The organism is Streptomyces sp. 2P-4, assembly GCF_030167965.1.
GTDB classification, from domain to species: domain Bacteria; phylum Actinomycetota; class Actinomycetes; order Streptomycetales; family Streptomycetaceae; genus Streptomyces; species Streptomyces globosus_A.
The window spans coordinates 3,547,436-3,570,031 of record NZ_CP095011.1 but is presented as its reverse complement, the minus strand read 5'-3'; the positions used below and the strand labels follow the sequence as shown (position 1 = coordinate 3,570,031).

The 22,596-nt window shown below is 74.4% G+C and carries 16 protein-coding genes; 5 read left to right on the top strand and 11 right to left on the bottom strand.

Annotated elements, in window-relative coordinates; all coding sequences use genetic code 11:
- Positions 1-41 precede the first annotated feature (41 nt).
- On the bottom strand, positions 42-1,661 hold the full coding sequence (locus MUK52_RS15630) for a carboxylesterase family protein (RefSeq protein WP_284577187.1): 1,620 nt from the start codon (positions 1,659-1,661) through the stop codon (positions 42-44).
- Between the two features lie 236 nt (positions 1,662-1,897).
- Here MUK52_RS15630 and MUK52_RS15625 point away from each other — a divergent pair, with 236 nt between their 5' ends.
- The 4 genes from MUK52_RS15625 (at position 1,898) to MUK52_RS15610 (ending at position 6,585) form a co-directional block, all read left to right on the top strand.
- Positions 1,898-2,695 (top strand): arylamine N-acetyltransferase family protein, encoded by a 798-nt coding sequence (locus tag MUK52_RS15625; RefSeq protein ID WP_284577185.1) that lies wholly within the window; start codon positions 1,898-1,900, stop codon positions 2,693-2,695.
- A gap of 103 nt (positions 2,696-2,798) precedes the next feature.
- Positions 2,799-3,902, top strand: coding sequence for a phenylacetate--CoA ligase family protein (locus MUK52_RS15620; RefSeq protein WP_114053339.1), 1,104 nt, complete (start codon positions 2,799-2,801; stop codon positions 3,900-3,902).
- A gap of 65 nt (positions 3,903-3,967) precedes the next feature.
- Positions 3,968-5,275: an aldehyde dehydrogenase family protein gene (locus MUK52_RS15615; RefSeq protein ID WP_472913484.1), complete on the top strand. Its 1,308-nt coding sequence runs from the start codon at positions 3,968-3,970 to the stop codon at positions 5,273-5,275.
- 134 nt (positions 5,276-5,409) lie between these two features.
- Positions 5,410-6,585 (top strand): acyltransferase family protein, encoded by a 1,176-nt coding sequence (locus tag MUK52_RS15610; protein WP_284577178.1) that lies wholly within the window; start codon positions 5,410-5,412, stop codon positions 6,583-6,585.
- A gap of 221 nt (positions 6,586-6,806) precedes the next feature.
- Here the strand turns inward: MUK52_RS15610 and MUK52_RS15605 are convergent, their stop codons facing one another.
- The 10 genes from MUK52_RS15605 to MUK52_RS15560 all read right to left on the bottom strand — a co-directional run bounded on the left by MUK52_RS15605 (position 6,807) and on the right by MUK52_RS15560 (position 21,645).
- Positions 6,807-8,339, bottom strand: a complete 1,533-nt coding sequence (locus MUK52_RS15605; RefSeq protein ID WP_284577176.1) for a hypothetical protein — start codon at positions 8,337-8,339, stop codon at positions 6,807-6,809.
- Positions 8,340-8,466: 127 nt separating this feature from the next.
- Positions 8,467-9,687, bottom strand: coding sequence for an FAD-dependent oxidoreductase (locus tag MUK52_RS15600; RefSeq protein ID WP_284577174.1), 1,221 nt, complete (start codon positions 9,685-9,687; stop codon positions 8,467-8,469).
- A complete protein-coding gene (locus tag MUK52_RS15595; RefSeq protein ID WP_284577172.1) occupies positions 9,684-11,168 on the bottom strand; it encodes an FAD-dependent oxidoreductase in 1,485 nt (494 codons plus the stop codon). Before MUK52_RS15595 ends, MUK52_RS15600 begins: the two co-directional genes overlap by 4 nt.
- Entirely contained in the window at positions 11,165-13,264 is a 2,100-nt protein-coding gene (locus tag MUK52_RS15590; protein WP_284577170.1) for a molybdopterin oxidoreductase family protein, read from the bottom strand. Before MUK52_RS15590 ends, MUK52_RS15595 begins: the two co-directional genes overlap by 4 nt.
- On the bottom strand, positions 13,257-14,669 hold the full coding sequence (locus MUK52_RS15585) for an MFS transporter (RefSeq protein WP_114053346.1): 1,413 nt from the start codon (positions 14,667-14,669) through the stop codon (positions 13,257-13,259). The genes MUK52_RS15590 and MUK52_RS15585 overlap by 8 nt, the downstream gene beginning before the upstream one ends.
- Before the next feature lie 54 nt (positions 14,670-14,723).
- Positions 14,724-16,163: a nitrosuccinate lyase gene (locus MUK52_RS15580; protein ID WP_284577167.1), complete on the bottom strand. Its 1,440-nt coding sequence runs from the start codon at positions 16,161-16,163 to the stop codon at positions 14,724-14,726.
- The gene (locus MUK52_RS15575; protein WP_284577164.1) at positions 16,160-18,151 is read right to left on the bottom strand and encodes an FAD/NAD(P)-binding protein; all 1,992 of its coding nucleotides are present in this window, start codon (positions 18,149-18,151) and stop codon (positions 16,160-16,162) included. Before MUK52_RS15575 ends, MUK52_RS15580 begins: the two co-directional genes overlap by 4 nt.
- Positions 18,148-19,377 carry an FAD-dependent monooxygenase gene (locus MUK52_RS15570; protein ID WP_284577162.1) on the bottom strand — a complete coding sequence of 410 codons (1,230 nt, stop codon included), beginning with the start codon at positions 19,375-19,377 and terminating at the stop codon, positions 18,148-18,150. Before MUK52_RS15570 ends, MUK52_RS15575 begins: the two co-directional genes overlap by 4 nt.
- A 1-nt stretch (position 19,378) precedes the next feature.
- On the bottom strand, positions 19,379-20,968 hold the full coding sequence (locus MUK52_RS15565; protein ID WP_114053350.1) for a class I adenylate-forming enzyme family protein: 1,590 nt from the start codon (positions 20,966-20,968) through the stop codon (positions 19,379-19,381).
- 122 nt (positions 20,969-21,090) lie between these two features.
- Complete coding sequence (locus tag MUK52_RS15560; protein WP_114053351.1) at positions 21,091-21,645, bottom strand: SRPBCC family protein; 555 nt, start codon at positions 21,643-21,645, stop codon at positions 21,091-21,093.
- A 162-nt stretch (positions 21,646-21,807) separates the two neighbouring features.
- On the opposite strand from MUK52_RS15560, the gene MUK52_RS15555 reads away from it, so the two are divergent.
- Positions 21,808-22,479: a TetR/AcrR family transcriptional regulator gene (locus tag MUK52_RS15555; RefSeq protein ID WP_114058365.1), complete on the top strand. Its 672-nt coding sequence runs from the start codon at positions 21,808-21,810 to the stop codon at positions 22,477-22,479.
- Positions 22,480-22,596: the final 117 nt, after the last annotated feature.

Sequence of the window (22,596 nt, the reverse complement as noted above, 5' to 3'; positions counted from 1 at the left end):
CGGGCGGCCGCGTGTCGGTCTCGTGTGCGGGCGGCGCCCGGTCAGGTGCGCGGGACCCAGCCGGCGTCGTCCCAGAACCGCAGCTGCCGCGCCTTCGACGCCGCCGCGATCCGGGCGACCGGCTCGCCGCCGAGGACGAGCGTGCTGGGCGTCCCGGGGTCGAAGACCGGCCACTGCGGGGCGGCGGGGGCCGCGGGGACGCCGTCGCGGGCGAACGCGGCGACCAGGTCCATGAAGGTCTCGGAGACGGCGCGCTCGCCCGGCCCGTCGTGGAACAGCGGGATCTCCGGCGGTACCGGGTAGGTGGCGGCAATCGCGGCGGTGTCGGCGTACGTGCCGAAGAGGAACGGCGAGGTCGCCTCGTGCGGGGTGCCGTGGTGCGGGGCGCGCACGGGGTGCGCGAACTCCATCACGTACTGCGGCGAGGTGCCGTGCCGGGCGTGCCGCTCGGACAGCCGGACGATCTGGTAGCGGAACAGCGCGTCGCCCCAGATCTCCGTCCACAGCGAGAGCGGGTCCTGCGGGAGCCCCTCGGCCTCGGCCGCCTCCCGGTACGCGGCGATGCAGGAGTCGACGAGTTCGTCGGTGACCTTGGCGGAGCCCTTGTCGAGGACGCCGCGCACGGCCTCGCGCAGCTCGGCCGCGTCGGCGGGCGGCGGGGTCGGGGTCGGCTGCGGCGGGCAGGGGCCGGTGTAGAAGGAGCCCTCGGTACGGGTGTGCACCGCCATGACCGGCACGTCGGGGGTGGGCAGCTCCCAGTCGAAGGCGCTCATCCAGCGGCCGTCGACGACCGGGCCGCGGAACTCGCGGGCGGAGGCGACCTCCCGGCCGCCGGGCAGGCCACCGAAGACGTCCTCCCAGGCGTTCATCAGGTCGGCGGCGGGCACTTCGCGCAGGCCGGCGACGGTGGTGCCGAGGCGCCGGGCGACGCCCTCGTAGGCGAGGCGGGCGTCGGCCGGGGTCAGCGAGGTGGACGGCTCCCACACGTGGCAGGCGCTGATCGGGACGATCCGGCGGATGATGCCGCGCAGTTCGGGAAGCAGGGACAGCTGCCAGGCGCTGGCGCCGCCCGCCGAGGTGCCGGCGAGGGTGATGTTGCCGGGGTCGCCGCCGAACGCGGCGGCGTTGGCGTGCACCCAGCGCAGCAGGGCCGCCTGGTCCTGGAGGCCCCAGTCGGCGAAGTCGCCGGTATCGGGGTCGGTGAACTCCTCGTGCAGCCCGAAGCCCAGTGCGCCGAGGCGGTAGTTGAAGGTGACGACGACCAGGTCGCCGCGGTCGGCGAGGCGCGCGCCGTCGTACACGGGCAGGCTGCCGCCGCCGACCATCCAGCCGCCGCCGTGGATGTAGACGAACACCGGGCGGGGCCGCTCCGGGTCGGTGCCGGGCGTCCACACGTTGGCGTACAGGGAGTCCTCGGAGCTGCCGGGGATGATCGGCTGGAGGGACTCGGGGGCGAAGGAGCGGGCGTCGCGGATGCCGCTCCACGGGACGGGCGGGCGCGGCGAGGCGAAGCGCAGTGCGCCGACCGGGGGCCGGGCGTAGGGCACGCCGCGGAAGACGGACAGCCGTCCGGCGCGCTCTCCGGCGACCGTGCCGGCCGTGGTGCGGACCAGCACGTCCCCGTCTTCCGGCGAGGGGCTGTGGGCGGCGGAAGGTGCCATGGCCGTGGTTTCTCCATCGTCATCGGCGGGCGGGCAGTCACACCGACTCATCGAAAAACGCCGCGTCGGATGACTCTGGACCACCCGATGCTGGTAAGCGCGCGCGGGGAGGGCAACGCGCGGCGGGGCACTTTGTCAGGTGCCGTCTTGTCCGTCAGATCGGCGGGCCGCCCGCGGGCGCGCGTGTATTTTCGTTCGTCGTACGCTGCCGGGTTCGAATGGTCAAGGAGAACGCAATGCTGGACGACGCGGGAGTGGCCGAATACCTCGGGCGGATCGGTGCGGAAAAGCCGCGGAAAGCGGATCTGGAAGGGCTGCGGCACCTCCAGGAGCGGCATGTCCTGACGGTGCCCTTCGAGAACATCGACTACCACCTCGGGAGGGAGATCCACCTCGGCGAGCAGGCCGTCGACAAGATCGTCCGGCAGCGCCGCGGCGGCGGCTGCTACGAGGTGAACTCCGCCTTCGCCGAGCTGCTCCGGGCGCTCGGCTACCGGGTGGAGATCCTGCCGGGCCGGGTCCACCGGCCGGACGGCCTGGGCCCCGCGATGTGTCACCTCGCGCTGCGGGTCACGCTGGACGAGCCGTGGCTGGTCGATGCCGGATTCGGCCGCAACAGCCGCCACCCGCTCCGCCTCACATGCTCTGACGTGCAGAAAGACCCGCACGGCGAGTACCTGGTCGCGCCCGTGGAGGGCGGCGGCGCCGACGTGCTGCTCGACGGCAGGCCGCTGTACCGGCTCGACGACCGGCCGTGCCGGCTCGACGACTTCGCGCCGACCCTGTGGTGGTGGCGCAGCTGCCCCGACTCGCCCTTCCTCCAGGAGCTGTTCTGCTCGATGCCGCTGGCCGACGGCCGCGTCACGCTGAAGAACAGGCGCCTGGTCAGGGTGGACGGCGGGCAGCGCACGATCGAGCCGCTCACGTCGGACGCGGCCGTCCTCGACGCCTACCTCACCCACTTCGGAATCGGCCTCGACGAACTGCCCGAAGGGGATGGCGTGAAGCGGACGGTCGGGATCCAGCTGACCTGACACAGACAGTTGACGGACTCAGCGGAATAACGTGGACCGCCTCCCCGGCACCGGCGCACGATGCGAAGAGTACGGCGATACTCCGTACCCGGAAGGAGCATTTGTGTCCACCGTTGATCCCCTGCTGGAATTTCCCCTCGACACCCAGCCGGACCCCGACGAATTCCTGCGCGCCGCTCTGCGGTGGCATTTCTCCCCGGAAACGGGTTCGCCGTTCTGGATCGAGCGCGCGGGAACTCTCGGTTTCGACCCGCTGACGGACATCGGCGGATTCGCCGACCTCGGCCGCTTCCCGAACCTGGCCAACGAGCTCCGCGACGTCCGCGCCGAGGACCTCATACCCCGCGGCTACGGCGACCGCCCGGACGTGGTGGGCGTGTACGAGAGCGGCGGCACCACCGGCGCCCCCAAGCGCATCGTCCTGCTGAAGGAGTGGCTGGACCGGCTGCTCGCCTGGAGCAGCGGCCAGCTGGACCGCCACGGCGTCCCGCAGGGCGTGAACTGGCTGGTCGTCGCCCCGACCGGCCCGCACATGGTGGGCGACGTCATCAAGCGGCAGACGGCCTTCCGCGGCGGCCTGGCGTTCACCGTCGACCTCGACCCGCGCTGGGTGAAGAAGCTCATCGCCGACGGCAAGACCGCCGAGGCGGGCGCCTACGCCGAGCACATCGTCGACCAGGTGGCCTTCCTGCTCCAGACGCAGGACATCGGCGTCCTGATGTGCACCCCGCCGGTCCTGGAGCGCCTGGCCCGCCGCGAGGACCTCGCCAAGCTCATCGACGAGAAGGTCAAGGCCATCAACTGGGTCGGCACCCAGATGGACGCCGACACCCGCTACCTGTACCGCACCGAGGTCTTCCCGAAGGCCCACCTGTACAGCGGCTACGGCTCGACGATGATCCTCGGCAACGCCAGCGAGCGCCCGGGCCTGACGGACGACGACCCGTGCATCTACGACCCGTTCGCCCCGCACATGGTCTTCGACGTCGTCGACCCCGGGACCCGCGAGACCGTCGCGTACGGCGAGCGCGGCCAGGTGGTCATGCACCACGTCAGCAAGAGCCTGTTCATGCCGAACAACCTGGAGCGCGACTACGCGACGCGGGTGCCGGGCCCCGAGGGCGTCTGGCAGATCGGCGACTCCGTCGCCGACATCGCGCCGGTCCAGGAGTTCGACAACGAGACCGTCATCGAGGGGGTCTACTAGTGGATGCCGGCCTGATCACGCTCGACGCGCTCGGGCCCTCCGGACCCTTCCGCGCCCGCAAGCGCATGACCGTCACCGACGTGGCGGGCGCACCGGTCGCCGAACTGAGCCTGGTGCCGAAGCTGTTCGTCACCCGCGCCATGGACGCCCTGCGCAAGGCCCGCACCCTGCCGGCCGCCGAGCGGACGGCGGCGCTGGCGCGGGCGGGCCGGATCTTCGCCGAGGAGATCGTCGACGGGCTCACCTTCGAGGAGTACCAGCGCACCGTCGCCCGTGTCTCCGGTGTGCCGATGGGCGTCGTGCGGGCGGCGACCGCCGCCATCATCGAGGCCACCGAGGTGGCCCCGGTCGCCGCGTACCAGGCGCGCCCCGTCGGCGCCGTGGACGACTGGCGCGCTGAGGAGACCCGCCGCGGCAGCGCCGTGTGGACCCGCAAGGGCGACGTCTTCGCGGTGCACGCGGCCGGCAACCACCCCGGCCCGCACTCGCTGTGGGTGGAGGCCCTCGCCATGGGCTACCGGGTCGCGGTCCGGCCCTCGCGGCGCGAGCCGTTCACCCCGCACCGCCTGATCTCCGCCCTGCGGGCCGCGGGCTTCGGCGCCGACCAGGTCGTGCTGCTGCCCACGGACTACGACGCGGCGGACGAGATCCTGCGCAGCGCCGACTACGGCCTGGTGTACGGCGGCGACGAGGTCGTCCGCAAGTACGCGGGCACCCGCGTGCTGCCGCAGGGCCCGGGGCGCTCGAAGATGCTCGTCCCGGCGGGCACCGACTGGCGCGACCACCTCGACACCATCGTCGACTCCATCGCCCACCAGGGCGGAGTGGCCTGCATCAACGCCACCACCGTGCTGGTCGAGGGGGACCCGGCGCCCCTCGCGCAGGCGATCGCCGAGCGGCTCGCCGCGATCCCGAGCCTGCCGCCCGAGGACGAGAAGGCCGTCCTGGCGGTGCAGCCGGCGGAGGGCGCCCGCAAGCTGGAGGCGTTCCTGCTGGCCCGCGCCGCGGGCACGACCGCGCACCTGGGAGGCGACGGCATCGTGGAGGAGCTGGGCGACGGGAGCGCCGTCCTGCGCCCGGCGGTCCACCAGCTGGACCGGCCGGACGCCGAGCAGGCCGGCATCGAACTGCCCTTCCCCTGCGTGTGGGTGGCCCCGTGGTCGCCCGCCGACGGGATCGGCCCGCTGCGCAACTCGCTGGTGCTGACCGCGTTCACGGACGACGAGGCGCTGATCGACGAGCTGCTGGCGGAGCCGACCATCAGCAACCTCTACCTGGGCGACCACCCGACCTACTGGATCCGGCCGGGCGTCCCGCACGACAGCTACCTGGGTGAGTTCCTCATGCGGACCAAGACGGTCATCCGCGACTGACGCACCCCCGGGTCCGGGCCGCGGCCTGAACGGGCCGCCGCGGCCCGGACCCGCGTACTCCCGCCGCAGTTCCCGCCTCCCGAGAAAGGGCCGAATTTGCCATGTCCATGAACAGAGTGGACGGTTCAAGACCTTTGAGACTCCCCAGACTCGACTCGCTCACCGGGCTCCGCTTCCCCGCGGCCCTGCTCGTCTTCCTCTACCACGCCTCCCTCGGCGTGCCGTGGATCCGCCTCTTCGAGTCCGACGCGGCCAACGACGGCTTCGCCAAGGCCGTCTCCCAGGCGGGCGCCCTCGGCGTCACGTTCTTCTTCGTCCTCAGCGGCTTCGTCCTGGCCTGGTCGGCCCGCGAGAAGGACACCTTCCGCGCCTTCTGGCGCCGGCGCTTCGTCAAGATCTACCCGAACTACGTGGTCACCTGGGGCCTCGCCCTGGTCACCTTCGCGGCCGTCATGACGGAGCCGTGGCAGGCCGTCCTCAACCTGTTCATGCTCCAGGTCTGGGTGCCGGACTTCTACACCAACTTCAGCGTCAACCCGCCCAGCTGGTCCCTCGGCGCCGAGGCGATCTTCTACCTCGCCTTCCCGCTGCTCTACCTGGGCATCAGGAAGATCGACGCCTCCCGGCTGAAGTTCTGGATCGCCGGCACCGTCGCCGCCATCATGCTCACGCCGACCCTGACCTACGCGGTCATCCCCGGCGGCGGCATGCAGATGCCCGGCGCCGACGGCACCTCCACCGTCCAGTACTGGTTCGCGTACGTCCTGCCGCCGGTCCGCCTCCTCGACTTCGCGCTCGGCATCCTCGTCGCCCGCGCGGTCATGTCCGGCCGCTGGCGCGACATCGGCACCGTCTGGTCGACGCTGCTGCTGGCCGCGAGCTACGGCGTCGCGCTCAACGTGGAGCACCTGTACGCGCAGCGCTCGGTCACCCTCATCCCGATCGTGCTCGTCATCGCCGCGTTCGCCGCCCGCGACGCGGAGAGCAAGCCGACCCTCTTCAACAACCGGCCCATGGTCTGGCTCGGCGAGATCTCCTTCGCCTTCTACCTGGTCCACTACATCGTCCTCGCCTACTCGCGCGAGCTCCTCGGCGACGGGCTCTTCTCGACGCCGGTCGGCATCGCCCTGATCGCCGCCCAGGCCGTCGTCTCGGTGCTGCTCTCCTGGGCCCTGTACGCCTGGGTCGAGGCGCCCATCACCCGCCGCTTCTCCAGCTCCCGCAAGGCCAGGGCCGCGAAGGCCGCCGCGGCGGCGGCAGCGTCCGCACCGGGCGCCCCCGACCAGCCCCGTGACCGCCTTACGGTCTGACCGCCGGCCCGGCCCGTCCGGACCCGCCCGTCCCGCCGCGCGGCCCCGCCCCACCGGCAGCGCACCGACCCCACCGGTGCACCTCCGCCCCACCGGAGCCCCCGCCGCCCACCGGAGCGCCGCGCACCGCCCCCGGCCGGAATTCAGGACCGGCCGCCCGCAACGACCACGCGCCCCCCGGGTTCCCGTCGAACCCGGGGGGCGCGCCGTGTGCCGGTCCGCTACTTCTTCTTCGGGGTGAAGACGAGCAGCCGGTCCAGGAGGAGCGAGGAGAGGGCGGGGCGGGTGGCGGTCTCGGGCTGCATGTAGGCACGGGCCACGAGGCGGAGCGTGCTCATGTCGACGGGCCGGTCGGTGCCGTACTGCGCACAGAAGTCAGTGCCGGTGGGCGGGAGCGCGGTGACGTGCCGCCCGGTCGGTCCGGCGTCTCCGGCGCGGCTGAAGGTCCAGGCGTACAGCTTGTCGGCCTTCGGCTGGTCGGGGATGAAGTCCTGCGCGCTGCCCTGCAGATCGCGGTTGTGCTGCGCGGCCAGGGAGACGGCCGCCTTGCGGTCGGCGTACATGGTGATGCTGGAGTAGGTCGCCTGGCCGGTGGCCGCGTGGTTCGCGCCGTACGCGACGGCGAAGGAGCCGTCCGGCAGGGAGAAGTTCCGTGTGATCGGATCGTCGGCGTCGTTGGACAGCGCGTCCACCCCGGTGACCGGGGGATCGGTGAACAGCTTGGCCTGCAGCCCCACGTTCGATTCCTCGAAGCCCCGCTCGACGACCTTCTCGTGCACGTCGTAGCCCGGGTGGGCCTCGATGATGCGCCGGCGCAGCAGTTGCAGGGCGGGGTTGAGGTCGAGTTCGGTGGCCCCGGTCCCGGAGACGCGCAGCGGGGGGACGGGCAGCGGGTCGGGGGCGTACACCGGCTTCTTCTCGTCCGCGGAGCCGCTCTGCGGCCGGACCCGGAAGGCCTTGATCGGGGGCGAGGCGCGGTATGCGTCGAGCGCCTTCTCGAAGCCGGGCTCGGGCAGCAGCGTGCGGGTGCCGAGCAGGAACTCGTCGGAGCCCCGGTCGAGGCCGAGCCGGTACAGGGCCGGGGGGATCGTCATGTTGTTCGTCGCCCCGCGCAGCCCGGAGGCCTCCAGCATCCTGTTGACCTCGGCCCGGGTGCGCCCGTTGCCGGTGATGACCAGCGCGAACGGCCGGTTGTACGGGGTCGGCCCCTGGGTGCGCACCGTCTTGTTGTTGATCGGGTCGCCCACGGAGGTCCACAGGATCGGGCCGGTGGCCAGCGAGCCCTTCAGGTGGGTGAGGTCGAAGGAGAAGTACGCCTCCGGCGGCGGCGTCGTGCCGATCAGGACGATGGCCTCGTCCTGGCGCAGGCGCCACGTCGCGGGCGGGTTGGTGTTGGGTGCCTGCCCCGGGACCTCCGGCATGCCGGTGATGATGTAGGGCGACTGGGGGTTGGGCCACAGGCCGCTGAAGACGACGCCTTCGCAGTACCGGCGGTTCAGGTCGAAGACCTCCTCCGTTCCGGACTGCGAGACGTAGCCGGACTCGGAGAGCTGCTGTTCGAACCGCTCCACGTACCGGGCTGTGTCGGCCGGAGGCGAGGGGCGGGGGCCGACCGGAGCCGTGGTTGCCGGGCGGGAGAAGGTGCCGTGGGGGTGCTCCGGCGGCGTGGCCGCCGCCGCGGTGGGTGCGGCCAGGAGGACGGCGGCAGCGAGGGCGAGGAGAGCGGGACGTCCGCGCAGGGGGTGTGTGGTCACGGCAGACCCATAAGCCGTCCGGGCTGCCCGCGGCACGCCACCGCGCCGCCGCCGTCCTGCGACGTCACTCGTCCGGAGCGCGCCGGTTGGGCTGAGGGGCGGCCTGAGGGGGCCACGGCGCGGAGGGTCAGGACGCGGGGGCCAGGAGGCGGTGGGCGGCCGAGGGGGCGGGGCGGCCCACGTAGGGGAGGAGGTCGGCGTAGGCCCGGGCGTCGCCGACCAGGATGCCGCCGAGGAGGGTCCGGCAGTCGGCGCCGAGGACGACCTTGGCGTACGTGCCCCGCTTCTCGTCCAGGCGGCTCAGTTCGAGGGCGCCGGCGGTGCCGGCGTGGGCGTCGCCGAAGCTCGCCACCTCCACACCGAGCAGTTTCAGGCGCGTCGACATGTCCGGCTCCCCGAAGGCCTCCCCGCCCATGCCCAGCAGCTGCCGGGCCACCGATTCGGCCATGCGGTAGCCGGGGGCGGCCAGGCCGTGGCAGCGGCCCGAAACGGCCGCGCACTCCCCGATCGCCCAGATGCGGCTGTCCTGTGTGCGGCACAGCGCGTCGACCAGGAAGCCGCCGCGTTCCCCGCGGTCCAGGTCCGCCGGGGCGGCCAGTTCGTCGCGGGGGCGCACGCCGGCGGAGAAGACCACCACGGACGCCTCCAGTACGGTGCCGTCCGCCAGGGACACTCCCGCGGCGCGGCCGTCCGGGCCCGCCTGGACCGATGCGGTCGCGACCCCGCAGTGGGCGTGCAGCCCGCGCTGCGCCACCCGCCGCCCGAGGACGCCGCCGCCGGCCGCGTCCACCTGCACCGGCATCAGGCGCGGGGCGAGTTCCACCACGTGCGGTTCCATGCCGAGCAGCCGCAGGGCGTTGGCCGCTTCCAGGCCCAGCAGGCCGCCGCCGACGACCACGCCGGGTCGGCCGGGCACGGCCGCCTCCCGGATCGCGTCGAGGTCGGCGAGGGTGCGGTACGTGAAGCAGCCCGGCAGGTCGCGGCCCGGCACCGGGGGGACGAACGGCTTCGAGCCGGTGGCCAGGACCAGGGCGTCGTAGCCGATGGTGTCGCCCGCGGTGGTGGTCACGGTACGGGCGGCGCGGTCGATCGAGGCGGCGGCCGTGGCGAGCCGGAGCGACACCCGCGGGTCCGACGTGAGGCCGGGGGCGGGCAGGCTGAGGTCGGCGGCGCTGCGCCCGTCCAGGTACGAGGAGAGCGCCACCCGGTCGTACGCGGCGTGCGGCTCCTCGGCGAGGACCACCACCCGCCAGGAGCCCGCCGTGTCCAGCGTGCGGAGCTCCTCGACCAGGCGGTGGCCGGCCATGCCGTGTCCGGCCACCACGAGCGTGCGGGTCTTCCCTGTCATGACGTGCTTCCTCCGGTCCGGACCGTTCCGCACAGCGCGCGCACGGTGCTCGTGCAGCCGCCGCAGCCGGTGGTGGCGCGGGTCGCGGCGGCGACCTGCGCCACGTCGGCGGCGCCAGCCCGGCAGGCCTCGGTGACGGCGTGCTTGGTGACGTTGTTGCAGCGGCAGACGACGGCGTCGCCGGGGAGCTCGTCGGCGCCCGGCGGCGCCGGTTCGATGCCGAGCAGGAACTCCAGGCGGCCGGCCGGGACCGGCAGGCCGCGCTCGTGCAGCCGGCTCAGGGCGGCGATGGCCCGGGGCAGGCCCAGCAGCACCGCGTCGGTGACGCGCTGCCCGTGCAGGGTGAGCCGGGCGTACCGGCCGCGCGCCGGGTCGGCGACGGTGACCACTTCGGCGGCGGCGCCCGCGCCGGCCCCCGCGCCGGCCTCCCCGCCGGCGCCGGAACCGCTGCCGCCGCCCGGGCTGCCGTCGGCGTCCGGGCCGGCGGCGGGCCGTCCGCCGAGGCGGACCAGGTCGATGCCGGGCACCCGCAGCCGGGTGACGCGCCGGGTGCCCCGGTAGCCGGCCTCGCGCGGCCCGGCCCCGGTCAGCTGCCGGGCCAGCGACTCCGCCTGCTCCCAGGCGGGTTCGAGGTGTCCGGCCGCGGCGCCCGGGTGTTCGGCGCAGTCGCCGATGGCGTGGATGTGCGGGTCGTCGGTGCGCAGCCGCCCGTCGACGAGCACCCCGGTGCCGACGGCGAGGCCGGCCCGGCGGGCCAGGGCCGTCTCGGGCACGGCGCCGGTGCACAGCAGGAGGGTGTCGGCGGCCAGGACGGCGCCGTCGTCGAGGGTGAGCTTGCCGGCGCAGTACGCGGCGGCCTGCCGCCCGCAGTGGAGCTCCACGCCCAGGCCGGCCAGCCGGCCGGCGAGCAGCCTTCCGGCGGCGGCGTCCAGGTGCCGGTCCAGGGGGTGGGGCCCGCGGTGGACGAGCGCCACCTCGTGCCCGGCCCGGGTCAGCGCGGCCGCGGCCTCCACACCGAGGAGCCCGCCGCCCAGGACGACGGTGCGCCGGGCGTCCGGCGCGGCGCGCAGGACGCGTTCGGCGTCGGCGAGGGTGCGCAGGGCGGTGACCGCGTCCGAGGTGCCGGGGCGGGGCAGCCCGGGGATCCGGGGAAGGGCGGGGCGGGCCCCGGTGGCCAGGACGAGGGTGTCGTAGCGGTGGACGGAGCCGTCGTCGGCGCGGACGAGGCGGCGGGCGCGGTCGATGCGGACGGCGGTGGTCCCGGTGCGCATCCGGACCCCGTCCGGCAGGGCGGGCAGGTCCAGCGCGGCGGGCGGCAGCGTCCCGTCCAGGACGGAGGTGAGGAGGACCCGGTGGTAGGGGGCGGCCGGTTCGGCGCCGAGCACGGTCAGTCCGCCGCGGTGGCCGTGGTGGTGGAGCCGCTCGGTGAACCGGTGGGCGGCGCTGCCGCCGCCGACGACGAGGACCTCGCCGGCGCTCACGGCCGTGCCCCCGCGGCCTCGGCGGCCTCGGCGGGCTCGACGCGTACGGCGCAGACCTTGAACTCGGGCATCCGGCTGCGCGGGTCGAGGGCCGCCGAGGTGATCAGGTTGGCGCGGCCGGCGCCGGCGAAGTGGAACGGCAGGAACACGGTGTCGGTGCGCAGAGAGGGGACGAGGCGGACGGTGGCGAGGGTGCTGCCGCGGGTCGAGGAGACCCGGGCGGGGCGGTCGTCGCGCAGGCCGAGGCGGGCCGCGGTGTCGGGGTGGATTTCGACGAACGACCCGGGGGCGGCCGCGGCGAGTTCGGGGACCCGGCGGGTCTGCGCCCCGGACTGGTAGTGGGCGAGGACCCGGCCGGTCGTGGCGTACAGCGGGTATGCGGCGTCGGGAGTCTCGGCGGCGTCGCGGTGCTCGACCTCGGCGAAGCGGGCGAGTCCGTCGGGGTGGGCGAAGGCGTCGAGGAAGAGCCGCGGCGTGCCCGGGTGGGGGGCGGCGCCGGCGGGGGCCTCGGGGCAGGGCCAGTGCAGTGCCTCGCCGGCGTCGAGGCGTTCCCAGCTGATGCCGGAGTAGTCGGCGCGGCCGCCGGCGGAGGCGCGGCGCAACTCCTCGAAGACGGTGCGGGGTTCGGTCGGGAAGCGGGCGGGGTCCTGGCCGAGGCGGACGGCGATGCCGTGGAGCACGTCGAGGTCGCTGCGGGCTTCGCCGGGCGGGGGCAGGAGTCTGCGGCGGCGCAGTACGCGGCCCTCCAGGTTGGTCATGGTGCCCTCTTCCTCGGCCCACTGGGTGACGGGGAGGACGACGTCGGCGAGTTCGGCGGTCTCGGAGGGTACGAAGTCGGCGACGACGAGCAGGTCGAGGGAGGCGAGCCGGTCGGCGATGCGGGCGGCGCGGGGCGCGGAGACGGCGGGGTTGGAGCCGAAGACGAGGAGGGCGCGGGGTCCGCCTCCGCTGCCGAGGGAGTCGAGGAGTTCGTAGGCGCTGCGGCCGGGGCCGGGCAGGGCGTCGGGGTCGACGCCCCACACGGAGGCGACGTGGGCGCGGGCGGCCGGGTCGGCGAGCATGCGGTAGCCGGGGAGCTGGTCGGCCTTCTGGCCGTGTTCGCGGCCGCCCTGGCCGTTGCCCTGGCCGGTGAGGCAGCCGTAGCCGCTGCCCTCGCGGCCGGGCAGGCCCAGGGTGAGGGCGAGGTTGATGAACGCGGCGACGGTGTCGGTGCCCTTGCTGTGCTGTTCGGCTCCGCGCCCGGTCAGGACGTACGCCCGCGCCGCGCCGGCGAGGAGGTCGACGGCCTCGCGCATCTCGGCGACGGGGACGCCGGTGACGCGTTCGACGCGCTCGGGCCACCAGGCGGCGGCCCGCCGCCAGGCGGCGTCGAAGCCGGTGGTGCGCTTGTCGAGGTAGTCCCGGTCGGCACGGCCCTCGGTGACGGCGAGGTGGAGCAGGCCGAGGGCGAGGGCGAGGTCGGTGCCGGGGGTGGGCTGGAGGTGGAGGGCGGCGGCCTCGGCGGTGGGGGTGCGGCGGGGGTCGATGACGATGAGCCGCGGTCCGGCGAGGTGGCGCATCAGCGGGGGCATCGTCTCGGCCGGGTTGGCGCCGGCGAGGAGGACCGCGTCGGCGGCGGCGAGGTCGGTGACGGGGAAGGGCAGGCCGCGGTCGAGGCCGAACGCGGCGGAGCCGGCGGCGGCCGCGGAGGACATGCAGAACCGGCCGTTGTAGTCGATCTGGCTGGTGCCGAGGGCGACGCGGGCGAACTTGCCGAGCTGGTAGGCCTTCTCGTTGGTGAGGCCGCCGCCGCCGAAGACGCCGACCGCGTCGGCGCCGTGCTCGGCGCGGATCCGCTCCAGCCGGCCGGCGACCAGGTCGAGGGCCTCGTCCCAGCCGGCGGGGGCGAGCCGGCCGTCCGCGCCGCGGACCAGCGGCCGGGTGAGGCGGCCGGGGGTGTCGAGGAGCGCGGGGGCGGTCCAGCCCTTCTGGCACAGGCCGCCCTGGTTGACGGGGAAGGCGGCGTCGGGGCGGACGGCGGTGCGCCCGGCGTCGTGCGAGAGGCGGGTGCCGCACTGGAGGGCGCAGTAGGGGCAGTGGGTGGCGGTCTCAGACACGGGAGGCCTCCGTGCGGGCGGAGCCGGCGGCGGCCGCGGCGGCGTCCCGGCCGTCCCCGGCGGGGGCGGCGGGGCGGCGGCGGAGGTAGACCGCCCAGGTGGTGAGGATGCAGACGGCGTAGAAGGCGAGGAAGGCGGTGAAGGCCGGCTCGCCGGATTTCACGGGGCCGCTGTAGGCGCTGCGGAAGACGAGGTTCACGCCGACTCCGCCGAGCCCGCCGACGGCCCCGGCGATGCCGACGACCGCGCCGGAGAGGCGGCGGGCCCGGGCGAAGGCCTGCTCGGCGTCCCGCCCGGAGGTGACGGCGTCCTGCGCCTGCCGGGCGAAGACCGCGGGGATCAGCTTGTACGTCGAGCCGTTGCCTATGCCGGTCAGGACGAACAGCAGGGTGAAGCCGCCGAGGAACAGGGCGTACGAGGACTGCGCGGAGGCCATCAGCAGCAGGCCGGTCCCGGCGGCCATCGCGCAGAAGGTGGCCAGGGTGACGCGCGCCCCGCCGAACCGGTCGGAGAGCAGGCCGCCGACGGGCCGGAAGAAGGAGCCGAGGAGCGGCCCGAGGAAGGTGTACTGCGCGGCCTCGAAGGGGGTGGCGCCGAACTGGCTCTGCAGGACGAGGCCGAAGGCGAAGCCGTAGCCGATGAAGGAGCCGAAGGTGCCGACGTAGAGGAGGGAGATGATCCAGGTGTGCGGGTTGCGGGCGGCCTCGCGCTGGGCGCCGGGCGCGCCGCGCACGGCCGCGAAGTTGTCCATCTTCCAGGCCGCGAGGACCGAGGAGACCACGATCAGCGGCAGGTAGGCGGCGATGACGTACGAGGGGTGGGCGCTGCCGGCGGTGGCCAGGACGAGCAGGCCGATCAGCTGGACGGCGGCGACGCCGAGGTTGCCGCCGCCGGCGTTGATGCCGAGGGCCCAGCCCTGGAGGCGCTGCGGGAAGAGGGCGGTGATGTTCGTCATCGAGGAGGCGAAGTTGCCGCCGCCGAGCCCGCACAGCGCCCCGATGAGGAGGAAGACCCACAGGTCGGTGCCCGGCTGTCTGATGAACCAGAAGGCGGCGAGGGCGGGGACGAGGAGGACGGCCGAGGCGAAGACGGTCCAGTTGCGGCCGCCGAAGCGGGTGACGGCGTAGCTGTACGGGAGCCGCAGGGCCGCGCCGACCAGGGTCGGGACGACCACGAGGAGGAACTTCTCGGAGGGGGTGAAGGCGAAGCCGATCTCGGGCGACATGAAGAGCACGAGGACGGACCACATGCTCCACACCGAGAAGCCGATGTGCTCGGCGAGGACGGAGAGGGCGAGGTTGCGGCGGGCGGTGCGGCGGCCGCTGCGCTGCCAGAAGTCCTCGTCCTCGGGGTCCCAGTCCTCGATCCAGCGTCCGGTTGCGGGACGTGCGGGCGGCGGCGTCATGGCTCCTCGGCTTTCTGCTCGGTGCGCGGCGTCTGATGTTTTGAACTATACAGTTCAGTTCAGTTGAATCTCAAGCGTCGGCCCGGGCCGTTCCAGCGCCCGGTCCACCAGCGCGCCCGCCCCGCCCGTGTACGCCCCCGGATCGCACAGCCCCGCCAACTCGCCCTCGCTCCAGCGCCCTTGGAGCGCCGGCTCCGCGGCCAGCACCTCGTGCAGCGGCAGGCCGCCCTCCTCCGCCGCCGCGGACGCCCGCGTCAGCAGCTGCTTGGCCGCCACCTTCCCCAGCTCCGGCGCCAGCACCGCCGCGATCCGCTCCGAGACCACCTGGCTGCCCGTCAGCAGCAGGTTCGCGCGCATCCGATCGGGCCGCGCCGTCAGCCCCTCGGCGAGCTCCGCCGCCGTGTGCGCGGCGCCGCCGACCAGCCGCAGGCACTCGCGCAGCAGCTGCCACTCGGCGTGCCAGGCGCCGGCGGAGCGCTCGTCCTCCGAGACCAGGCACTGCACCAGCCCGGCCGCCAGCACCGGCACCTGGAGGGCGGCACTGCGCAGCAGCGTGCTGAGCACCGGGTTGCGCTTGTGCGGCATGGCCGAGGAGGCGCCCCGCCCCGCCGCGGCCGGCTCGGCGACCTCGCCGACCTCCGTCCGGGACAGGTTCTGCACGTCCACGGCGATCTTCCCGAGCGCCCCCGCGGCGAACCCCAGCGCCGAGGCGAGGTCCGCGACCGGCGTGCGCAGCGCGTGCCAGGGCAGCGCGGGCCGGGCCAGGCCCGTCTCGGCGGCGAACGCCTCCGCCAGCCGCTCCGCGTATCCGACGCCCTCCGGCTGCTCCCCGGCGCCGCCGTCGATGCGGGCGTACTCCAGGTAGCCGGCCAGCGTTCCGGCCGCCCCGCCGAGGGAGACCGGCAGTCCGCCGTCCGCGACGCGGCCCAGCCGCTCCCCGGCGTCGAGGACCAGCTGCCGCCAGCCCGCCGCCTTCAGCCCGAAGGTGGTCGGCACCGCCTGCAGGGCCAGCGTCCGGCCCGGCATCGCCGTGTCCCGGTGCTCCGCGGCCAGCCGCCCCAGCGCCGCGGCGGTGCGGGCCAGGTCGGCGCGGACCAGGCGCAGCGTGCGGGCGGCGACCAGCATGGCCCCGGTGTCGAGGACGTCCTGGCTGGTGGAGCCGCGGTGGACGTACTCGGCGGCGGCCGGGTCCTCGGCGGCGACCACCCGGGTCAGCGCCTGGACCAGCCCGACCACCGGGTTCGCGGTCTCCCGCGCCGCCAGGGCCAGCGCGCGCAGGTCCAGCCGGTCGGCGCGGGCGCAGCCGGTGATGGTCTTCGCGGCGGCCTCGGGGAGCGTCCCGAGCCGGGCCTGCGCCCGGGCCAGGGCGGCCTCGGCGTCCAGCATCGCCTGGAGCCAGGCGAGGTCGGAGACGGCCTCCTCCGCCGGGGTGCCGGCGCGCACCGGGGACAGCAGCCCCGCGTCGGTGAGCGCGTCGCTGCCTGCGGTGCTCATACGAGGACCCCGGTCAGGTCGGTCTCGGCGGGCAGCGACACCCCGGCCGGGACGGCCGCGGCGGGCGGCAGGGCGAGCACCGAGCGGGCGATGGCGTCCGAGTCGCCGAGGGTGACGGAGTCGACGCCCGGGCGGATGCCGGCCGCGGTGACCCAGTGCACGGACTCGGTGGGCACGCCGTACGCGAACCGGCGCGGGTGGGCGAGGCCGCGGGCGTCGAGGAGCCGGTACGGGCGCTCGGTGACGGCGAGGCCGCCGGACTCGTAACCCGCGCCGCCCGGACCGGAGATCCGGTAGGTGGTGCACTGCTCGGTGTCGAGCAGGTGGCGCAGCAGCGGGTCGTCGGTGCGCCGCAGGTCGGGCTCGGGCAGCCGGGCCTCGATCAGCACCCCGGCGCGGACCGGCGGGCCCGGGACGGTGCGCGAGGCGGCGGTGAACGCGGCCTGCCCGGAGGAGGTGTCGACGCGGATCTCGGTGCCGGGGCCGGTCAGGACGAGCACCCCGGCCTCGATCAGCGCGATCATCTCCTCGATGCGGGAGGCCGGCGGGCCGATGGAGAGGAAGGCGTTGAGCGGCGTGTACCAGCCCTCCAGGTCGTCGCGGTGTGAGTCGGCGGTCAGGCCCCCGTGGTCGACGGCGAGGCGGATCTCGTTGCGCAGGTCGCGCAGGACGTCCAGGGCTGCCTTGAGCGGCCCGCTGAGGTTGCCGGCGCGGGCCGCGGCGACGTCGCGCTCCAGGTAGGCGGTGAGCCACTGCCGGAAGTCCTCGCGGTCGGCGAACTCGCGGTCGCCGTACGGCCGGGAGAGAGCCTCCCAGTTCCAGCGGTCGGCCGCTTCGATGCCGTACACGTCCAGCAGGGAGTCCCGGTCGGCGGCGTCCTCCAGGGACAGGAAGCGGCGGGTGAAGCCCTCGCGCTCGTCGCCTCGGCCGCGGGCCTGGAGCAGGGTGCCGTAGTAGACGCTCTCGGTCTCGCGGGAGATCAGCGGCCACAGGTCGGCGGTGAAGCCGATGCCCTCGCCGTCCGCGGAGCGGGCGCGCAGCTCCTCGATGCGCTGCGGGGTCAGCAGCCGCGGCAGGTAGCGGCCGTAGGCGCCCTTCTCGTTCTCGCCGCGGGCGTGGTAGGGGATGCCCCGGCGCGAACTCGCGTACAGGACGGGCTCCCTGCCCGAGGGGTGGTAGGTGAGGCGGCCGTCCTCGCCGCGGGTGAAGCTGCCGCCGCGGCCGGCGGTGAAGAGGGCCATGTGGTCGAAGAAGTTCAGGCCGAGGCCGCGCAGCAGGACGTTCTCGCCGGGCAGGACGCTGTCGAGGTCGAGGTCGGCCGGGTTGGCGGGGGTGAAGTAGCGCAGGTGGTGGATCCGGGCGAGGCTCGCGGTCTTCGCCTCGCGCGGGGTGAGCCGGGCCGGGACGTGCCCCTGGGCCAGGACGATCGCGTCGAGGGCGTCGAGGCGGGTGCCGTCCTCCAGCCGGATGCCCTGCGGGCCGCCGGGGATGCCGAGGGTGTCGGCCATGGCCACCGCCCGCGAGCGGTGCACCTGCACGGTGACGTGGGCGGGGGCGCCGGCGACGACCCGTTCGAACGCGGCCCGCAGGTAGCCGCCGTAGAAGGCGCGGCTGGGGTAGGTGTTCGGGCCCAGGCGGCGGGCCTCGGCGACGACGGCCGGGTCGGCGCCGTCCGCGCCGTCCGCCGCGGCGAGGCCTGTCGCCCACTCGTACAGGCTCGGGCCGGGCTCGATGGGGCCCGCGGTGCGGACGCTGTCGTCGGTGTAGACGGTGATCTGGGAGGCGACCGTGTTCATCAGCAGGTGCTGGGACTGGTCGGAGCGCCAGACCTGGCCGGCGCCGGGTGCCGAGGGGTCGACGACGTGGACGGTGACCGCGTCGTGCGAGGGGGCGTGCCGCTCGTTGGCGCACAGCCGCTCCAGGACGGACAGGCCGCGGGGGCCGACCCCGATGAGGGCCACCTGCACGTGGTTCGGGGTCGTGGTCATCGCTGGTCTCCGTTCGGGGCGGTGAGGGCGGCGGCGGTGGCGGCGGTGGCGGTGTCGTCGGTGCGGTGCCCGTGCATCCAGGCGACGTAGTCGTGGAGCTCGTCCCGGCTGAAGCCGGCCAGGACGGCGTTGCGGTCGGAGGCGGCCGCGCCGGAGGTGTGCCAGAGCTTGATGCTCTCCCGGGCCAGGAGCTGGATCCGGCCGGTGCGCTCGCGCCGCTCGGCGTTGAACTTCTCGAAGCGCTGCGGGAGTTCGCCGGCGCCGCAGTCGAGGAGGTCGCCGAGGACGACGGCGTCCTCCAGGCCCTGGCAGGCGCCCTGGGCGACGTAGTGGAGCATCGGGTGGGCGGCGTCGCCGAGCAGGGCGACCCGGCCGTCGGTCCAGGTGTCGACGGGGTCGCGGTCGACCAGGACCCAGGACTTCCAGCCCTCGCCGAGGGCGAGCAGGCGCTGGGCGTCCTCGCCGAGCGAGGCGAACTCGCGGCGGATGTCGCCGTCGGTCGCGGGGACCCCGGCGACGGCCTCGACGGCCTTGTTGTCGCTGCTCGCGGCGAGGTTCAGGTACTTGCCGCCGGCGATCGGGTAGTGCACGAAGTGGCAGCCGGGCCCGGTCCACCAGGTGACGGAGGTCAGGTGCCTCAGCTCCTCGGGGACCTGCTCCATCGGGATGATCGCCCGGTAGACGGTGATCCCGGAGTTGCGGGGGGCGCCGTCGCCGACGAGCTGGCCGCGGATCGCGGAGTGGATGCCGTCGGCGCCGATCAGGGCGTCGGCGGTGAGGCGCTCGCCGTCCTCCAGGACGACGGTGGCGCCCGCGGCGTCCTGCTCGTAGCCGGTCGCGGTGGCGGCGCTGCGCAGTTCGATGCCCTCGGCGGCCCGGCAGGCCTCCAGCAGCTTGGTGTGCAGTTCGGCGCGGTGGACGACCGCGTACGGGTTCCCGAACCGCTCCCGGTAGGCCTCGGTCAGGTCGAGGCCGGCGACGCGCTCGCCGGTGACGCCGTCCATGAAGCGGAGTTCGTCCATCTGGACGGCGGTGGAGCGGACGGCGTCGCCGAGGCCGAGCCGGTCGAGGGCGTGCAGGCCGTTCGGGGCGAGCTGGATGCCGGCGCCTATCTCCGCGAACTGCGGGGCGCGTTCCAGGACGAGGACCCCGTGTCCCTGCCGGGCGACGGCCAGGGCCGCAGCGAGTCCGCCGATGCCGCCGCCGACGATGATGAGCTTCGCCATGTCAGATCTTCTCCTCGATGAGCTGGGACGTGGTGCCGGCGGCGATCAGGCGGGCGAGCTCCAGCCGCTTGATCTTGGTGGTGGCGGTCTGCGGGAGGTCGGACTGGCGCCACTGGACGGGCTCGGCCATCGGGGGGAGCCCGGCGGTGGCGGCCTTCCAGGCGGCGGGGTCGATCGGCTTGTCGTCGCGGGTGCAGACGATGGGCACGGCCCGGCCGGACTCGTCGGGGATGATGATGACCTCGGAGAGCTCTTCGAGCCGGGTGAAGAGGGTGTCCTCGGCGGCGAGGGTCGAGCCGAAGCCCTCGATCATGTCGACCTCGCGGTCGAGCAGGTGCACGCAGCCCCACTTGGTGCGGTAGCCGACGTCGCCCATCCGCCACCAGCCGTCGTTGACCTGCTTGTCGTAGCGCTCCTGCTCGCCGAGGTAGGTGACGATCCGGCCGTCGCTCTTGACCTCGATGAAGCCCGGGTTCGTCTCGGACACCGGCAGGCCGTTGCGGCTGACGACGCGTACGTCGGTCATGCCGGGGAAGGGCATGCCCACGCAGCGGCCGTCGGCGTCGAGCCCGCGGCGGCGGGAGAAGGAGCGGGCGACGGCCGGGCCGATCTCGCTCTGCCCGTACAGCTGGCCGAAGACGGGGGCGGTGCGCTCGGTGGCGGCCAGCAGCCGCTGCACGGTGCGCGGGTGGATGGCGTCGAAGGTGCTGGAGAACAGCTTGACGTTGGCGAGGGGCTTGCGCGGGTCGTCCGCCAGCTCCTCCCACTCCATGAAGGAGTTGGGGTGCGCCTCCAGGATGCCGGGGCGCAGCTGCGCGAAGAGGTCGGCGGCCTTGCGGGGGTCGGAGTCGGCGAGGACGACGATCGGGTAGCCGCGGAAGAGGGAGATGGCGAGGGCGGTGATCAGCCGGGAGTGGACGAAGGAGACGTGCATTGCGATGGTCTCGCGGCCCGGGAGCAGCGGCTTGGTGATGGCGGCCTGCGGGCGGTAGCGCGCCTGGAGGGTGGCTCCGGTGTGGACGGCGAGCTTGGGGGTGCCGGTGGTGCCGGACGTGTGGGTGATCAGGGTGGGGTGCTCGGGCGGCATGGTGACGGCGGGTACGCGGGGGGAGCCGGCGAGGGAGGCGAGCTCGACGGCCTCCTTGTAGCTGCCGGAGGTGAGCAGGACCTGCTCGGCCTCCTCGAAGACCGAGGCCGGCAGCTCCGTCTCCAGCTTGTTCTGGTCGGTGAGGAGGTAGGGCTGGTCGGTGCGGCGGACCAGCTCGGCGACGGTCTCCCCGTCCAGCTTCGGCGACAGCAGCACCGGGACGGCGCCGATGCGGACGGCGGCGCAGGCGAGGAGGGTGATGTCGAAGCCGTCCGACTTGTAGACCACCACGCGGCGGCTGGGGCGGACGTTGGCGGCCCAGAGCCGGGAGGCCATGTCGTCGATGAGGTCGGCGACCTCCGCCACCGTCGCCCGGCGCCCCAGCTGCGGGGCTATGTCCAGGTCGTGGTCGAGGATCACGACGTTCGTCGGGTGCTTCCTGGCGGCCCGCTCGAAGAGCGTGCCGAGTCGGATGCCCTTGTTGCCGATGCGCTGGAGGATCATCGCCTTGCCTTTCTCACGTGACGTGCGGATGGGGGCCGGGGCGGCGGGAGCCGGGTGCGGCGGGGTGCGGGGCGGCCGGGGTGCGGGTGCGGGGCGGCCGGGGTGCGGGGCGGCGGCGGGGCTCAGGCCTGCTGCTGCGAGGCAGCTTCCTTCTCGATGACGACCTTGATGCGGCCGAGGGTCTCGGCGAGGTCGCCGGCGACCTTGTCGCCCCACTCGGCGAAGAACTGCTGCTTGCGGGCGTCGTCCATCTCGGCGGTGATGCCCTGGATGCCCTCGGTGGCGGCGCCCATCCGGAAGTGGTGGACCAGCAGGGTGCCCTCGCCGTCGGGCTCGATGGTGAAGCCCCAGACGCTGTCCTGCTTCTCGCCCTTGCTGTTGTGCATGGCCCACTGGAAGGTGCGGCCCGGCTCGGCGGCGACGACCTCGGCGTAGGTGGTCCACCGGCCGCGGACCACCGGCGCCCAGGCGACGACGTCCTCGGCGCGCTCGTTGTCGCCGCGGAAGACGGAGCCGACGGCGCCCGGCTCGCCGGTCGTCCACTCGCCGCCGAGGCACTCGGGGCTCCATTCGCCCATCCGGGCCAGGTCGCTGACCGCGGCGTAGACCTCGGCCGGGGTGGCGGCGACGTGGACCTGGGCCCGCGACCTGAAGAGGGGGTTCTGGGTGCCGCTCATGTCTGCTTCCTCCTGCGGTGGGACGTTCCGACTGCCGTCTGCGGCCCCCTTCTTGGCGGCCCGGCTAGATGAACCATACAGTTCAGTTCAACTGAACGCAACGGTACAGTTCAGTTCGGTTCTAGACTGGGCCCGCAGCCGGAGAGAGTTGGGATGAGCGCCATGACCGCACACAGCACCGCCGAGACCGCGCGGCCCGCCGCAGCCCCCGCGGGAGCGCCCACCGGTGCCCGGGCCGCACGCAAGCGGCAGGCCATCCTGGCCGCCGCCCGCACGGTCTTCCTGCGCGAGGGCTTCGGGGCCGGCGTGGACCAGCTCGCCGCCGAGGCCGGCGTCTCCAAGGTCACCGTCTACAACCACTTCGGCAGCAAGGAGAACCTCTTCAACGCCGTCATCGGGCAGACCCTCGACGAGGCCCTGGAAGTCGCCCAGTCGGTGATACAGGCCCGCCTCGCCGAGTCCGACGACGTCCGCGCCGACCTCGTGGAGGCCTGCCGCACCTGGGTGGCCGGCCTGACCACGCCGGACGTCCTCGCGCTGCGCAACGTCATCGCCGGCGAGCGGCACCGCTTCCCGGAGCTCGGCCGCACCTGGCAGGAGGAGGGCCCGGGCCGCCAGCACGCCGCCCTCGCCGCCGCGCTGGGCCGGCTGGACGAGCGCGGGCTGCTGCGCATCCCGGACATGGAGCTGGCCGTGCTCCAGCTGTCCGGGCTGGTGCTCTCCCCGCACCTGGTCTACGGGGTGTACGGGACCCACCTCGGGGAGGAGCTCGGCGAGCGGCTGATCCAGGGCGGGGTGGACATGTTCCTCAACCAGTACGGCACCGGCGCCTGAGCCCTGCCTTCCGTTCGGGCCCCGCTGCCGCCGCGGCGGGCCCCGTACGGCCGGCGGCGGCTGCGGGGGGACCCGTACGGCAGCGCGCGGAACCCCCCGGGCGGTGCAGCACCGGGG